Below are 15,449 nucleotides of genomic sequence, written 5' to 3' on the forward strand. Positions count from 1 at the left end.
GCCTCTGATCGCTACCAACGGGCCCCGAACGTCTGGCGCAGTTCGTCGACCTGCGCGTCGGACAGCGGTGCCGGCTTGGGTTCGGTCATCAACCAAAGCCGTGCGGTTTCTTCCAGTTCTTCCAGCGCGTACGCCGCGTTCGACACCGAGCCGTGCCAGACCACGGGCCCCAGCCGGTCGAGCAGCACGGCACGCACATCGCACGCCAACTCAGCAATCTGCGCGGCGACATCCGGATGCCCCGGCCGCTGATAGCGGACAAGCGGCACGTGGCCGACCTTCATCACGTAGTACGGCGTGATGGGCGGCAGCACGTCGGCTTCATGCCAGACGCCCGCCAGCGTGAGCGCCACGAGATGCGTCGAATGCGTGTGCACCACGGCATGCGCGTCGGCATTGCGGTCGTAGATGCCGCGATGCAGGGCGAGCGTTTTCGATGGTTTGTCGCCGCCGACCCACTCGCCTGTCGCCAGCACCTTGGCAATGCGCGCCGGGTCCAGCGTGCCGAGGCAGGCGTCGGTGGGGGTGATGAGCCAGCCGTCAGGCAGGCGCGCGCTGATGTTGCCCGCGGTGCCGACGGTGTAACCACGCGCATACAGGCTCTGGCCGACGCGGGCGATCTCTTCACGCAGCGCGTTTTCGGTGGCGGCGCTCATACCGCAGCCTCCGCGGTGGCCTGGGCGAGCTGCGCAAGCGCCTTCTCGAAGAAATCCACCGTCCCGAAATTGCCGGACTTCAAGGCCAGTGCAACGGGGTCGTTGTCGATCGTGGCCGTCCAGGGCACGCCCGGATCAATCTGCGGGCCGATGCGCAGCGCGCTCACATCCAGCGCCTGCACCACCGCGCCCGAGGTCTCGCCGCCAGCCACCACGAAGCGGCGCACGCCGTCGGCATGCAGCGTGCGCGCGATGCGGCCCAGTGCGTCTTCCACCAACTTGCCGGCGCGCTCCACGCCCAGCGCCTTCTGTACGTGGGCCACTTGCTCCGGCGCGCTGGTGGCGTACACCAACACCGTCTGACCTGCGTGGCGATGCACGAAATCGAGCGCCTCGACCACCACCGGTTTGCCTTCAGCCAACGCCAGCGGATCAACCTGGAACGCAGGGCGCGAGGCACGCCAGTGCGCCACCTGGGCATTCGTCGCGCGCGAGCAGCTGCCCGACAGCACGATCGCCGAATCGGCCACCGCGGGCAGCTGCGCCGCGTTGCCCTGCGCGGTAATCAGCCCTGCGCGGCGATATTGCGCCGGCAGGCCCAGCGCCAGGCCCGAGCCGCCCGTCAGCAACGGCAGCTCGGCAAACGCCTCGCCCAGCACGATGAGGTCGTCGTTCGAAATGGCGTCGGCAATGGCGAGCTTCACGCCGTCGGCGCGCAGTTGCTGGGCCTGGTCGCGCGCAGCCTGCGCACCGCGCATGATGGCGTCGTAACGCAGCAGGCCGACCTTGCCCGCACTCTGGCGCGCGAGCACCGACACGAGGTTCGGATCGCGCATCGGCGTGAGCGGATGGTGCTCCATGCCCGACGCGTTGAGCAGCACGTCACCCACGAACAGATGACCACGGAAGATCGTGCGGCCGTTTTCCGGAAACGCCGGGCAGGCCAATGTGAAATCGGTACCCAGCTCAGCCATCAACGCTTCGGCCACGGGGCCGATGTTGCCGGCATCGGTGGAATCGAAGGTCGAGCAGTATTTGAAAAAGAAGCGCGAGCAGCCTTGCGCGCGCAGCCAGTGCAGTGCATTCAACGACTGCGCCACGGCATCGGCCGCGGCAATCGTGCGCGACTTGAGCGCAACGACGATCGCATCGGCATCCGCCGCGATGGCCTCGCCGCCAGCCTGCGGCACACCAATGGTCTGCACCGTGCGCATGCCGGCGCGCACGAGCATGTTGGCAAGGTCGGTCGCACCGGTGAAGTCGTCGGCGATGCAACCGAGGACTGGGCGGGACGTGGGCGCTGCGCTCATTTCGGTTGGCCCTCCGGCAACGTGATGCCCGGGAAGATCTTGATGACGGCCGAATCGTCTTCCTTCGCATAACCGGCCGTGGATGCCTGCATGAACATCTGATGCGCGGTAGCCGCCAGCGGCAGCGGAAACTTGGTCGCGCGCGCGGTATCGAGCACCAAGCCCAGATCCTTGACGAAGATGTCGACGGCGGACAGCGGCGTGTAATCGCCGGCCAGCACGTGGGCCATGCGGTTTTCGAACATCCAGCTGTTGCCCGCGCTATGCGTGATGACTTCGTACAGCGCATCCGCTGCCACGCCTTCGCGCAGGCCCAGGGCCATGGCTTCGGCGGCGGCGGCGATGTGCACGCCGGCCAGCAGCTGGTTGATGATCTTGACCTTGCTGCCCGCGCCAGCCTTGTCGCCCAGGCGATAGACCTTGCCGGCCATGGCGTCAAGCACATGGCCCGCCGCGGCATACGCCTCGGGCGTGGCCGAGGTCATCATGGTCATCTGGCCCGAGGCAGCCTTGGCAGCGCCGCCGGAGATGGGGCCATCCACATATAGAATGCCAAGTTGCGCGAGGCGCGCCTCAAGCGCAATCGACCAGTTCGGGTCCACCGTTGAGCACATGACGAACGTGCTGCCCGGTCGCATGGCGGCCGCAGCACCATCCTCGCCGAACAGCACGGCCTCGGTCTGCGCAGCGTTGACCACCACCGAAACCACCACGTCCACGCCAGCCGCCACCTCGGCGGGCGTTGCGCAGGCCACGCCGCCTTCCTTGGCGAAATCCGCAGCGGCACCGGGGCGCGCATCGCAGGCATGCACGGTGTAGCCGTGATTGCGCAGGGTCTTGGCAATGCCCAGGCCCATGGCGCCGAGTCCGATCACGCCGACCTTCCGGTCAGCCGTCGATTGCGTCATGAATGGCTCCTGAAATCAGTCTTGCGCCACGTCGCGCCCTTCGGCCAAACGACGTGCGGCATTGAACATGTGGGTCTGCGCGGCATTGCGTGCAGCCAGTGCGTCGCGGTGGCGGATGGCCTCCACCATCGCGCGGTGCTCGTCGCGAACCTGGCGGGCGAAGTCTTCGCGGCGCGCTTCGTTGCTGCGCGTCACGCCAATCGCTTCCTCCAGGTATTGGCTGAAGAAGCCAAGCGCCTGCACGAGGAACGGATTGCCGCTGGCCGCCGCGATGGCGTGGTGAAAACGCAGGTCTTCGGCCACGCCGTCACCGCCGGCGGCCACGGCAGCGTCAATGCCGTCAAGTGCGGCGTCGATCTCGATCATCTCGGCATCGGTGCGACGCTGGGCGGCCAGCGCGGCGCCTTCGGCCTCCAGCGCGCGGCGCAGTTCGATGATGTGCAGCACGGCGTCGATCGACCCGGCCTGCGCCGCGTCGATCCGCAGCGGCTTCAGACCAGCTTGCTGCGTGACGTACACGCCGCTGCCCTGGCGCGCTTCCACCACGCCTTCGTGGCGCAGCCGCGAGATGGCTTCGCGGATCACGGTACGGCTCACACCGAATTCCTGCCCGAGCACGGTTTCGGACGGCATGCGTTCGCCGCGGCGCAGTTCGCCCGCGTCGATCTTGTCCATCAGGGTCTGGGCCACGCGATCGGACAAGGAAGGCGCGGCGTCGAGTCGTTCAAACATGGAGGTGGCCGGGATGTCTTGGCAAGCATAAATTCGTCGTGTCATCATACAAGTTGAGTCGCGGAGCTTCATCCCTGTTTACCCTAGGCATCGATCAGAACGCCCGGCGCGTTACGTCGGGCAACAAGGAGACACCATGAACATCGTCATCACCGGCGGCGCCGGTTTCCTGGGCCAGCGCGTGCTGGCGGCACTGCTCGAACAACCCGGCCTGCCGGGTGCGGACGGCTCGGTGCAGCCCGTTGAGACCTTCATCGTGCTGGACCAGGTGGCCGGTCAGATTGCCGATGCGCGCGTGCGCTACGTGACCGGCGATGCCTCCGACCCCGCCCTGATCGCCAAGGTGATCGACGAAAACGTGGGGGGCGTGTTCCACCTGGCCGCCGTGGTGAGCGGCACCGCCGAGGCTGACTTCGACCTCGGCATGCGCGTGAACCTGGACGGCACGCGCGCATTGCTCGATGCGCTGCGCGCGCAGCACGCCAAGACCGGCCGTGCGCCGCGCGTGCTGTTCGCAAGCTCCGTGGCGGTGTTTGGCGGCCAGTTGCCCGCCGTTGTCACCGACAACACGGCCGCCACACCGCAGGCCTCGTACGGCGTCCAGAAGCTGATGGGCGAGTTCCTGGTGGGTGAGTATTCGCGCAAGGGCTACATCGACGGCCGCGCGGTGCGCATCCCCACGGTGTCGGTGCGCCCGGGCAAACCGAACGGCGCGGCCTCGAGCTTTGCCAGCGGCATCATCCGCGAGCCGTTGTCAGGCGAGGAAGCCATCTGTCCGGTGGAAGCCGAGACTGAGCTGTGGCTCGCCTCGCCGCGCCAGGTGGTGGCCTCGCTGCTGCACGCGTACACGCTGCCGGCGTCGGCATGGGGCCATCGCCGATCACTGAACCTGCCGGGCATTACGGTGCGCGTGGGCGAGATGGTGGAGGCGTTGCGCAAGGTGGCGGGCGATGCGCCGGTTTCGCGTATCCGTTGGGAGCCGGACGCCCGCATCAAGGCCATCGTGCAAAGCTGGCCGGCGCGCTTCGATACCGCCCGCGCCGATGCCATGGGCTTTGGCCGCGACACCTCGTTCGAAGCGATGGTGCGCGATTACGTGGACAGCGCGAAGGGCGTCTAACGACCCTTTCCCAGCTCGACCGCAAACTTCACCAGTTCCGCCTGGCCCTCGATGCCGAGTTTGCGCTTCAGGTTCAGGCGGTGCGATTCCACCGTGCGCACGGACAAGCCCAGCTCGTCGGCGATGCGCTTGTTGGCGTAGCCCTTGGCGATGCCGTCGAGAATGTCACGCTCGCGCGGCGTAAGCGCCTCCACCGGCGTGGGCATGACAGCCTGCTCGGCCATGCGCATCGCCAGCTGCGCGCTGTAGAACGGTCGGCCGGCCAGCACGGCGTCGATGGCCTCGACCAGTTCGCTGGCGGGCGCGTCCTTGAGCACGTAGCCGCGCGCGCCGGCGCGCATCACCTGCCGTACATATTCCAGGTTGTCGTGCATCGACAGCACGAGCACGGCAATCTCGGGAAATTCCTCGGCAAACTTCTCGGTGAGCGCGATGCCGTTCATGCCGCGCATACCGATGTCCATCAGCGCCAGGTCGGGCGACAGCGTGCGCGCGGCCTGCAGGGCGGCTTCAGCGTCGCCGGCTTCGCCCACCACTTCGAAATGCGGCACGGCTTCGAGCCGCACGCGCACGCCATCGCGCACGAGCGGGTGATCGTCGACGAGGAGCAGTTTGACGGGCGCAGGAGTACGCATGTTCATACGAGAGGAGAAGAGGGGGCGGAAGCCAGTTGAGCGATGACGGCATGCGGCAGCACGGCGCTCACCTCGGTGCCGTGCGGGCCCGAGGCGATGGTACAGGTGCCGCCCAGCGCCGCCATGCGCTCGCGCATGTTGCGCAGGCCGATCCCGTGTTGCGGGTCGACCTGCACGGACTCCACATCGAAGCCCGGGCCGTTGTCGCGAATGGACAAACGCACGGCATCGATATCGTTTTCGAGCAGGACGCCGATGCGCGTCGCTTGCGTGGCGTGGCGCTCGATGTTCGAGACGGCCTCCTGCGCAATGCGGAACAGCGCGGTGTTGCACGCGTCCGGCAGTTGCACGGGCGGGCCGACAAGTTCCAGCGCAATCGCAAACCCCGGCTGGGTGTCTTCGTGCGCCTCGCGCGTTTCGCGCACGAGCAACTCCAACGCAGCCGCCAAGCCAAGATCATCCAGCAGCGCAGGGCGCAGGTTGTGCGACACGCGGCGCACCTCGCCCAGCGCTCCGTTCAACCGGTCGAGCGCGCGGCGCAGCATGCTGTCCGCCCGCTCGATCGACGCCGGCGATGCAGGCGCGGCTTCAAGATGGCCATGCGCGGTTTCCAGCAGCAGCTTGGTCGACACCAGCACCTGACTGATGCCGTCGTGCAGTTCACGCGAGACGCGCGCGCGTTCGTCTTCCTGGGACTTCACCACCTGCTGCGCGAGCTGGCGCAGCTTGGCATCGGCCTGGCGGTGGTCGCTCACGTTCAGCGCCAAGCCGCTGCCGGCCACCAGCAGGATGCTGATCGCGGCAATGCCCACCACCCAGGCCAGCGTCTGGTCGATGTTGGCCTGCGCGCGCCGGTCAATCTCACGCAAGGTCTGTTCGATGTCGTCCAGGTACAGGCCGGTGCCGACCATCCAGCCCCACTGCGGAATGGGCTCGACGTAACCGAGCTTGGGCACGCTCTGGTGCGTGGATGGCTTGTCCCACATGTAGCGCACGAAACCACCCCCAGCCTGCGCGGCGGAGACGAGCTTCTGGATGGTCGGCTGGCCCCCGGCGTCCGTCAGGTCCCATAGATCGCGGCCGACAAGTTCGGGCTGGCGCGGGTGCATCAGGTTGCGGCCGCGCAGGTCATAGAGAAAGAAATAGCCGTCGGTGCCGAAGTCGAGACGGGCGAGAGTGCGCATGGCCTCGTCGCGTGTGGCTTCGTCCCGGGCCGGGTCGCCGCCATGGCCGGCTGCCAGCAGCGGCGCGATGGCGCTCTGCGCAAGCTTGACGTAAGACCGCAGCTCGGTCTCCTTGGCCTGCAGATACGCGTACTCCACCAACTGCCGCTCGTGCCGCGCCAGCGCGATCGACTGATGGCGCACGGTCAGCATGATCGCCAGCATGGCGATGGTCAGCGGTGCGACGGCGAGCAGCAGGATCTTCTGGCGGAGCTTCATGGCAAAACGCGGCGGGCATTGCGGCATCGCAAGCGGGCGCCGCGGTCTCGGTCGGGTGTGGCGCCTGCGTAGAACTACGGACGTGCGCTGCGTAGTCCTCCGCTTGTGGTGCGGGGTGCGGCTGGCAAATACTACACGCCCCTGTCACGGGGCAGGACTCACCGCAGGGATGAACCCACATCCCGCATTCAACAGATTACTTCGACCAAGGTTCGAGGAGACCGACATGAGCTTCGTCAGGCAACACCTGATCTGGCTGGTCGTCGCCATTCTTGGCGCGTCTGCCTTTGCCACCGTTGCGCTTGCGCGCGGCGAGGCTGTCAGCGCGCTATGGGTGGTGGTGGCCGCCGTATGCATCTACCTGATCGCGTATCGCTACTACAGCCGTTTCATCGCCGACAAGGTGCTCGGCCTGGACGGCACCCGTAAAACGCCCGCCTGGCGTTACAACGACGGGCTCGACTACGTTCCCACCAACAAGCATGTGCTGTTCGGCCACCACTTTGCGGCCATTGCCGGCGCTGGCCCGCTGGTGGGCCCCGTGCTGGCCGCGCAGATGGGCTACCTGCCGGGCATGCTGTGGATCCTGGCCGGCGTCGTGTTTGCCGGTGCGGTGCAGGATTTCATCGTGCTGTTCATCTCCAGCCGCCGCGACGGCCGCTCGCTGGGCGACCTCGTGAAGAGCGAGATGGGCACGGTGCCTGGCGTGATCGCGCTGTTTGGCGCGTTCCTCATCATGATCATCATCCTGGCCGTGCTGGCGCTGATCGTGGTGAAGGCGCTGGTCGGCTCGCCGTGGGGCACCTTCACGGTGGCCGCGACGATTCCCATCGCGCTGTTCATGGGCGTGTACGTACGCTACATCCGCCCGGGCCGTATCGGCGAGATCTCCATCATCGGCTTCGTGCTGCTGATGCTGGCCATCATCGGTGGCCAGGCGGTGCACGAAAATGCTGCCCTCGCGCCGCTGTTCACGTTCGACGGCAAGGCCCTCACGTGGATGCTGATCGGCTACGGCTTTGTCGCCTCGGTGCTGCCGGTGTGGCTGCTGCTGGCCCCGCGTGATTACCTGTCGACGTTCCTGAAGATCGGCACGATCCTCGCCCTGGCGATCGGCATCCTGATCGTCGCGCCCAAGATGCAGATGCCTTCGCTGACGCAGTTTGCCGGCGGCGGCGGCCCGGTGTGGTCGGGCAACCTGTTCCCGTTCCTGTTCATCACCATTGCGTGCGGCGCGGTATCGGGCTTCCACTCGCTCATCTCGTCGGGCACCACGCCCAAGTTGCTGGAGAACGAAACGCAGGCCCGCTTCATCGGCTACGGCGCGATGCTGATGGAATCGTTCGTCGCCATCATGGCGCTGGTGGCCGCTTCGGTCATCGATCCGGGCGTGTACTTCGCGATGAACAGCCCGGCAGCACTCGTGGGCGCGACGCCGGATACGGTGGCGCACACGCTGTCCACCTGGGGCTTCGTCATCACCCCTGACGTGCTGATCCAGACGGCCAAGGACGTCGGCGAGAACACCATCCTTGCCCGTGCAGGCGGCGCCCCGACGCTCGCCGTCGGCATGGCGCACATCCTCCACCAAGTGGTGGGCGGCCAGGCCATGATGGCCTTCTGGTACCACTTTGCGATCCTGTTCGAGGCGCTGTTCATCCTCACGGCCGTCGATGCAGGCACGCGCGCCGGGCGCTTCATGCTGCAGGATCTGCTGGGCACGTTTGTGCCGGCACTCAAGCGCACGGATTCGCTCGTCGCCAACCTCATCGCCACGGCCGCGACCGTCGCGCTGTGGGGCTACTTCCTGTACCAGGGCGTGGTCGATCCGCTGGGCGGCATCAATACGCTGTGGCCGCTCTTTGGCATCTCCAACCAGATGCTCGCCGCGATTGCGCTGACGCTGGGCACCTGCGTGCTGGTCAAGATGAAGCGCGACCGCTACGTGTGGGTGACGCTGCTGCCGACCGCCTGGCTGCTGATCTGCACGCTCACCGCCGGCTGGCAGAAGCTGTTCGATCCGGACCCGAAGATCGGCTTCCTGGCGCATGCCAACAAGTACGCCGGCGCGATCGCCGAAGGCAAGCTGCTGGCCCCGGCCAAGTCGATGGCGCAGATGCAGCAGGTGGTGCTGAACGACCGCATCGACGCGTTCCTGTGCGGCCTGTTCATTCTCGTGGTGGTCAGCATCGCGTGGTATGGCCTGCGCACGGTGCTCAAGGCACGCGCCGCGAGCCGCCCGACCGCCAACGAAACGCCGTACGAAGCGCTGGGCGCATGAGCACGGGCATGCGCGAAGAACTCGAAAACTTCGGCCGCTACCTGGGCCAGACGCTGCGTCTGATGGTCGGCGTGCCGGACTACGACACCTACGTGCGGCACATGCAGGAGACGCACCCCGACCAGGCCGTCATGACGTACGAAGACTTCTTCCGCGAACGCCAGGACGCGCGCTACGCCGGCCGCGTCGGCCGGTGCTGTTGACGATCGGTTGAACGCGCTCCAAAACAAGAACCGCCGGTGCATGCTGCCATGCCCGGCGGTTTTTCTTGCGTGTCCTACATGGACTGACGTGCCGCTGTGGGCGGATCGCCATGCTTGGCGCGATACGTTTGCTCCACCAGTGCCCGCAGCTTGCCCAGTGCGCCGACGTCGCCTTGGGCAGCCGCCCTGCCGTACCACTTCTTGGCCTGCTCGATATCCTGCGCCACCACGCCGGGCTCACCGCGCTCGTAATAGCTGCCGACGATGTACTGCGATGGCGCGTCGCCGCCCTCGGCCGCCTTCTTGTACCAAGTGAACGCACGCCCGTAGTCGCGCGGCACACCGCGTCCGGTGAAGTAGTCGGTGGCGAGCGCGCGCTGCGCCTCGACATGCCCGCCGACGGCGGCACGTTCGTACCACTTGTTGGCTTCTTCCAGGGAGCGCGGAACCAGCTCGCCGCGTTCGAACAATTCCCCGTAGGCAAACTGCGCGTGGGTCATCTGGTTATCGGCGGCACGACGCAGCCATTTGACCGCTTCGTCGGGCCGCGCGACGGTGCCTTCGCCGCGCATCAGCATCATCGCGTAGTTGAATTGTGCGAGCCGGTTGCCGCGCTGCGCGGCCTCGGCAAATTCGTCGAAGGCGTGGCCGAAATCGTTCTTTTCGTAGTGCGCGATGGCAATCTGGGTGAGGGCGTCGGCGTCGCCCCGCACATCCTGCGGAGAGGGTGCGGCCAGTGCAAAAGGCGCCGCCATCCCGATCGCAACCACCAACGCCGCCTGCAGGATGCGCCAACTTCTACGCCGGATCTCTCTGCTCATCGCACGCTCCTCATCGGAAGATGATCGAGTGTAGCGCGCCGCTGTGGTCCGCGTCGGTGCGCACAAATCAGCACACCGCTAAACGGTCGATGCCCGGGCAATCAGCCCGCGCGCACCCGGTACACCGCCACGCTGCCGCGCCAGTTGGCGCCCCAGCGCACCACGCTGCCTTCGTGCAGTACAACGCGATCGAGAATGACCAGCCCCACCTTGGGTGCCAGCGCTTCAAAGTCGCGGATGGTCAGCACGCGCACGTTGGGCGTGTTGTACCACTCGTAGGGCAGCGACTTGGACACCGGCATCCGCCCCCGGAAGATCGACAGCCGATGCGGCCAGTAACCGAAGTTCGGGAACGACACGATGCACTCGCGGCCCACGCGCAGCATCTCGCGCAGCACCTGCGCCGTGTTGTGGATGGTCTGCAGCGTCTGCGAAAGGATGACCGTATCGAAACTCTTGTCCTCGAACAGCGCCAGCCCGCCCTCCATGTTCTGCTGGATCACGTGCACGCCCTTTTTAGTGGAGGCCAGCACGCCCGCATCGTCGATCTCGATGCCGTAGGCCAGCACGTCGAGCTCGTCCTGCAACACGCGCAGCAGGCTGCCGTCGCCGCAGCCGAGGTCGAGCACGGTGGAGCGCGGCTCGATCCAGCGGGCGATGGCACGGAAGTCCGCGCGATCGGCCAGGATGTTCGGTACCGCGGACGGCGCAGCGGGGTTCAGCGTTTGCGTTGTCATGCGCCGATCTCCTGGGCGATGCGTTCGTAATAGGCGCGCACCAGCGCGTGGTAGCGCGCGTCTTCCAGCAGGAAAGCGTCGTGGCCGTGGGGCGCGTCGATCTCGCCGTAGGTGACGGGATGCTTGTTGTCGAGCAGCGCCTTGACCAGCTCGCGGCTGCGCGCCGGGGCGAATCGCCAGTCGGTCATGAAGCTGACGACGAGGTAGCTCGCCTTGGTATGCGCGACGGCCTTGGTCAGGCTGCCGCCGTAGGCCAGTGCGGGGTCGAAGTAATCGAGCGCGCGCGTGATGAGCAGATACGTGTTCGCATCGAAATACTCGGCAAACTTGTCGCCCTGGTAGCGCAGGTAGCTCTCGACCTGGAACTCGACGTCGAACGAGAAACGGATGTCTTCCGCCTTCAGCTCGCGACCGAATTTCGCGGCCATGTCTTCGTCCGACAGATACGTGATGTGGCCGATCATCCGGGCCACGCGCAGGCCGCGCTTGGGCTTGACGTTGTGCGCGTAATAATCGCCGCCGTGGAAATCGGGGTCAGACAAGATCGCGCTGCGCGCCACTTCGTTGAAGGCGATGTTCTGCGCCGACAGCTTGGGCGTAGAGGCCACCACCACGCAGTGCCGCAGCCGATCGGGATACATCAGGCTCCAGGCCAGCGCCTGCATGCCGCCGAGGCTGCCGCCCATCACCGCCGCAAACTGCTGGATGCCGAAACGATCCGCCACGCGCGCTTGGGCGTTTACCCAGTCTTCCACCGTCACCACGGGGAAGCGCGCGCCATAAGGCAGGCCGGTTTCCGGATGCGGGCTCATGGGGCCGGTCGAGCCGAAACACGACCCCAGGTTGTTCACCCCGATGACGAAGAAGCGGTTGGTGTCGACCGGCTTGCCCGGGCCGACCATGTTGTCCCACCAGCCGACTTCGCCCTCGGCGTGCACGCCGGCCACGTGGTGCGAGGCGTTGAGCGCGTGGCAGACCAGCACGGCGTTGGAACGGTCGGCATTGAGCGTGCCGTAGGTTTCGACCATCAGGTCGTAGCCGCTGATCTGCGAGCCGTTGCGCAGTTGCAGCGGCTCGGCAAAGTGCACGCGCTCGGGCACGACCAGGCCGATGGCGTTGGCCGGTTTGCCCTGATGTGCCTTCGGAGTGGAGGGATCGGCCTGCGCCGCATCGGCTGCGGTGACCGCGGGGTCAGCCTGGATGTCTGTCATGGCACCAAAGAAAAAACCCGACCGGCAACGCTGTTCACGCAACCAATCGGGTTCTCATGTGGCGCACGTGGGGCGCTTGCTTTCACCACCCCCGCTCTGACCGAACCTCTTTAGCCGCATTTGTAATGAGAGCCCAGAGCCACATGCGTGTATGTCTGGACTCCCGCGCGCCCGCAAGCCAGTCGTCAAATCGGCGCGCCAGAGAAGGGTGATTATAGAGCAAGCGGCGGCGGACGCATCACCGCAGCGTGATGCGTCCGATCCCGACCATCCGCAGGCTCAAAGGCCGGCCATGTTGATGTACTTGATCTCCAGGTACTCGTCGATGCCGTATTTCGAGCCTTCGCGGCCCAGCCCCGATTGCTTGACGCCGCCAAACGGCGCCTCCGCCGTCGAGATCAGCCCCGTATTGACGCCGACCATGCCCGATTCCAACGCATCCGAAACACGCCAGGCACGGCCCAGATCGCGCGTGTAGAAATACGCAGCAAGACCGAACTCGGTGTCGTTTGCGGCCGCCACGGCTTCGTCTTCCGTGTCGAAAGGAATGAGCGCAGCCAGCGGGCCGAACGTTTCTTCATGCGCGACCAGCATGTCGGCCTTGGCGTCCACGACGACGGTCGGCTCAAAAAACGCGCCGCCCTGTGCGGACAACGCGTGCGGCTTGCCACCGACCAGCACGCGGGCGCCTTGGCGTACGGCGTCGTCCAGATGCTGTTGCACCTTCTCCATCGCGCGCATGTGGATCAGCGGGCCCTGCTGCACGCCGGGCTCCGTGCCGTTGCCCACGCGCAGCGCGCGCACCGCGTCAGCCAGCTTGGCAGCGAACGTGTCGTAGATGCCGCGCTGCACGTAGAAGCGGTTCGCGCACACGCAGGTCTGGCCCGCGTTGCGGTACTTGGCGATCATCGCGCCTTCCACGGCCGCATCGACGTCGGCATCGTCAAACACGATGAACGGCGCGTTACCGCCCAACTCGAGCGAGAGCTTCTTAATGTCGTCCGCGCACTGGCGCATCAGCAAACGACCCACGGCCGTCGAGCCCGTGAAGCTGAGCTTGCGCACGACAGGGTTGGACGTCAGCTCGCCGCCAATCGCCTGCGAATCGCCGGTGACGATCGACAGCAAGCCTGCCGGCACGCCGGCGCGCGCCGCCAACTCGGCAAACGCGAGCGCAGAGTAGGGCGTTTCCAGCGCCGGCTTGACCACCATCGAGCAGCCCGCCGCCAGCGCGGGGCCGACCTTGCGCGTCATCATCGCGATGGGGAAATTCCACGGCGTGATGGCCGCGCTCACGCCGATCGGCTCCTTCTGCACGACGATGCGGCGATCGCCCTGCGGCGACGGAATGGTGTCGCCGTAAATGCGGCGTGCCTCTTCCGCAAACCATTCGATGAACGACGCGGCGTAAGCGATTTCACCGGCGGCTTCGGGCAGCGGCTTGCCTTGTTCGGCGGTGAGGATGGCTGCGAGATCCTGCTGGTGCTCCATCATCAGATCGGCCAGCTTGCGCAGGATCCTGGCGCGATCGCGTGCGCTCACCTTGCGCCAGGCGCGTTGCGCGACCTGGGCGGCATCGATGGCGCGGCGCGTTTCGGCAGCGCCCATGCCGGGCACGGTGCCGATCTTGCGGCCGGTGGCCGGATCGGTCACGTCGCGCGTGGCGCCGTCGTCGGCATCGGCCCAGGTGCCGGCGAGGAACGCCTGCGTGCGCCACAGGCCGGGGTCTTTCAGTGCGATCGGCGGCGTAACCGGCGCGCTCGGCAAATCGGTGCGGGTCATGGTGTCAGCCCTCCAGTGCGCGTTGCAGGATGGCAAGGCCCTCTTCGAATACCGCGTCTTCAATCGTGAGCGGGAACAGGAAGCGGATCACGTTGCCGTACACGCCGCACGACAGCAGGAGCAGGCCGGCTTCGAGCGCCCGTTGCTGCACGAGCTTGGTGAAATCGGCGTCGGGCTTGCCGCCCGGCGTGTTGAATTCGACAGCAACCATCGCGCCCACGCCACGCACTTCTGCAATGCGTGGCTGCTTGGCCTTGGCAGCGTTCAGTGCATCGACCAGACGTGCGCCCAGCGCGGCGGAGCGCTCGCAGAGGTTCTCGTCGGCAATGATGTCGAGCACGGCATGTGCAGAGGCCACGGCCAGCGGGTTGCCGGCGTAGGTGCCGCCGAGCCCGCCCGGAGCCGGTGCGTCCATGATCTCTGCGCGGCCCGTGACAGCGGACAGCGGCAGGCCGCCGGCCAGGCCCTTGGCCATTGTCGTGATGTCCGGCAGCACGCCGGTGTGCTCCATGGCAAACAGCTTGCCGGTGCGGGCAAAGCCGGTTTGCACTTCGTCGGCGATCATCACGATGCCGTGCTCGTCGCACAGTGCGCGGATGGCGCGCACAAAGTCGGCAGGCATCTGGTAGAAGCCGCCTTCGCCCTGCACCGGCTCGAAAATGATGGCCGCCACCTGGCGCGGATCGATATCGGCCTTGAACAGACGCTGGATGGCATCCAGCGCATCCTGCGTGCTCACACCATGCAGCGCGACCGGCGCGGGCACGTGGTAGATGCTGCCGGGGAACGGTCCGAAGCCTGTCTTGTACGGCACGACTTTGCCCGTCAGCGACATGCCCATGAACGTACGGCCGTGGAACGCGCCCGTGAGCGCTATCACACCCGGGCGGCCCGTGTGCGCCCGTGCGATCTTGATGGCGTTTTCGACAGCCTCGGCGCCGGTGGTGAAGAACGCGGTTTTCTTGGCGTGCGTGCCGGGCGTGATCGTGTTCAGGCGCTCGGCCAATTCGACGTACGAGCCGTACGGCACGATCTGGAAAGCGGTATGCGTGAAGTGATCCAGCTGCTCGCGCACGGCCTGCACCAGCCGCGGGTGGCGGTGGCCCGTGTTGACCACGGCAATGCCGGCCGCGAAGTCGATGTAGCGGCGGCCTTCGACGTCCCAGAACAGCGCGTTCTCGGCACGCTCGGCGTAGCGGTCGGTCATCACACCGACACCGCGCGGCGTAGCGGCGAGGCGGCGGGCATTCCATTGGGCGTTCTGTTGCGGGTCTCGGGCGTTCATGGCGGTCGTGTGCGTTGGGTCAAGAAAGTCGGATGCGAGCCAGTGTGGCGCCATTGGCTCTGTACAATAAGACCCAATCAGGTTTTTCTTTTGGAACCACTTTGGCTCCATCACCCGCCATGGCCGACCACTCACCTACGCACCGCGCCAGCATGCTGGTCGACTACCTGCAGCGCCGCTTCGACCGTGCCGGGCCGGGCGGCGAGCCCGACCACCGCCGTCTGTATCGCGTGCTGCAAGAGGGCATCCTGCGCGACGAACTGCAGCCGGGCACCCGCCTGCCGTCGTCGCGGCAGCTGGCGACCGAGCTGGGCATCGCGCGCAAC

15 protein-coding genes are annotated in these 15,449 nt (G+C 66.5%); 4 read left to right on the forward strand and 11 right to left on the reverse strand.

All coding sequences use genetic code 11. The annotated features are described in order from the left end of the window. Window positions 1-11: 11 nt before the first annotated feature. From FUT88_RS01085 to FUT88_RS01100, 4 genes are read right to left on the reverse strand one after another with little or no spacing between them, the layout of a single operon-like run. Window positions 12-656, reverse strand: coding sequence for an aldolase (locus tag FUT88_RS01085; protein WP_147213452.1), 645 nt, complete (start codon window positions 654-656; stop codon window positions 12-14). Next, window positions 653-1,966 (reverse strand): 3-oxo-tetronate kinase, encoded by a 1,314-nt coding sequence (gene otnK / locus FUT88_RS01090; RefSeq protein ID WP_147213453.1) that lies wholly within the window; start codon window positions 1,964-1,966, stop codon window positions 653-655. Before otnK ends, FUT88_RS01085 begins: the two co-directional genes overlap by 4 nt. Continuing rightward, window positions 1,963-2,874 (reverse strand): L-threonate dehydrogenase, encoded by a 912-nt coding sequence (ltnD, locus tag FUT88_RS01095; protein WP_147213454.1) that lies wholly within the window; start codon window positions 2,872-2,874, stop codon window positions 1,963-1,965. The genes otnK and ltnD overlap by 4 nt, the downstream gene beginning before the upstream one ends. A 15-nt stretch (window positions 2,875-2,889) precedes the next feature. Next, on the reverse strand, window positions 2,890-3,606 hold the full coding sequence (locus FUT88_RS01100; protein WP_147213455.1) for a FadR/GntR family transcriptional regulator: 717 nt from the start codon (window positions 3,604-3,606) through the stop codon (window positions 2,890-2,892). Window positions 3,607-3,742: 136 nt separating this feature from the next. Between FUT88_RS01100 and denD the strand changes: the two genes are divergently transcribed. Further along, window positions 3,743-4,726: a D-erythronate dehydrogenase gene (gene denD / locus FUT88_RS01105; RefSeq protein ID WP_147213456.1), complete on the forward strand. Its 984-nt coding sequence runs from the start codon at window positions 3,743-3,745 to the stop codon at window positions 4,724-4,726. Here denD and FUT88_RS01110 read toward each other — a convergent pair. Next, window positions 4,723-5,367 carry a response regulator gene (locus tag FUT88_RS01110; protein ID WP_147213457.1) on the reverse strand — a complete coding sequence of 215 codons (645 nt, stop codon included), beginning with the start codon at window positions 5,365-5,367 and terminating at the stop codon, window positions 4,723-4,725. The two genes, denD and FUT88_RS01110, sit on opposite strands and share 4 nt — an antisense overlap. After that, window positions 5,364-6,803 (reverse strand): cache domain-containing protein, encoded by a 1,440-nt coding sequence (locus tag FUT88_RS01115; protein WP_147213458.1) that lies wholly within the window; start codon window positions 6,801-6,803, stop codon window positions 5,364-5,366. The genes FUT88_RS01110 and FUT88_RS01115 overlap by 4 nt, the downstream gene beginning before the upstream one ends. Before the next feature lie 226 nt (window positions 6,804-7,029). On the opposite strand from FUT88_RS01115, the gene FUT88_RS01120 reads away from it, so the two are divergent. Both FUT88_RS01120 and FUT88_RS01125 read left to right on the forward strand, forming a co-directional pair. Further along, complete coding sequence (locus tag FUT88_RS01120) at window positions 7,030-9,084, forward strand: carbon starvation CstA family protein (RefSeq protein ID WP_147213459.1); 2,055 nt, start codon at window positions 7,030-7,032, stop codon at window positions 9,082-9,084. An 8-nt stretch (window positions 9,085-9,092) separates the two neighbouring features. Next, window positions 9,093-9,287, forward strand: coding sequence for a YbdD/YjiX family protein (locus tag FUT88_RS01125; RefSeq protein ID WP_027678649.1), 195 nt, complete (start codon window positions 9,093-9,095; stop codon window positions 9,285-9,287). Between the two features lie 74 nt (window positions 9,288-9,361). Here FUT88_RS01125 and FUT88_RS01130 read toward each other — a convergent pair whose 3' ends face one another. From FUT88_RS01130 to gabT, 5 genes are all read right to left on the reverse strand, one after another. Continuing rightward, window positions 9,362-10,042, reverse strand: a complete 681-nt coding sequence (locus tag FUT88_RS01130; protein ID WP_410003861.1) for a tetratricopeptide repeat protein — start codon at window positions 10,040-10,042, stop codon at window positions 9,362-9,364. Window positions 10,043-10,209: 167 nt separating this feature from the next. Continuing rightward, window positions 10,210-10,845 carry a methionine biosynthesis protein MetW gene (gene metW, locus FUT88_RS01135; protein ID WP_147213461.1) on the reverse strand — a complete coding sequence of 212 codons (636 nt, stop codon included), beginning with the start codon at window positions 10,843-10,845 and terminating at the stop codon, window positions 10,210-10,212. After that, entirely contained in the window at window positions 10,842-12,056 is a 1,215-nt protein-coding gene (locus tag FUT88_RS01140) for a homoserine O-acetyltransferase (RefSeq protein WP_147213462.1), read from the reverse strand. Before FUT88_RS01140 ends, metW begins: the two co-directional genes overlap by 4 nt. 279 nt (window positions 12,057-12,335) lie before the next feature. After that, the gene (locus FUT88_RS01145; protein WP_147213463.1) at window positions 12,336-13,838 is read right to left on the reverse strand and encodes an NAD-dependent succinate-semialdehyde dehydrogenase; all 1,503 of its coding nucleotides are present in this window, start codon (window positions 13,836-13,838) and stop codon (window positions 12,336-12,338) included. Between the two features lie 4 nt (window positions 13,839-13,842). Beyond that, window positions 13,843-15,123: a 4-aminobutyrate--2-oxoglutarate transaminase gene (gene gabT, locus FUT88_RS01150; RefSeq protein WP_147213464.1), complete on the reverse strand. Its 1,281-nt coding sequence runs from the start codon at window positions 15,121-15,123 to the stop codon at window positions 13,843-13,845. A gap of 152 nt (window positions 15,124-15,275) precedes the next feature. On the opposite strand from gabT, the gene FUT88_RS01155 reads away from it, so the two are divergent. Then, a partial coding sequence (locus FUT88_RS01155) for a GntR family transcriptional regulator (RefSeq protein ID WP_147213468.1) occupies window positions 15,276-15,449 on the forward strand: 174 nt, incomplete at its 3' end.

Origin of the sequence: Ralstonia sp. TCR112 (assembly GCF_007997035.1) — a bacterium.
GTDB lineage: Bacteria > Pseudomonadota > Gammaproteobacteria > Burkholderiales > Burkholderiaceae > Ralstonia > Ralstonia edaphi.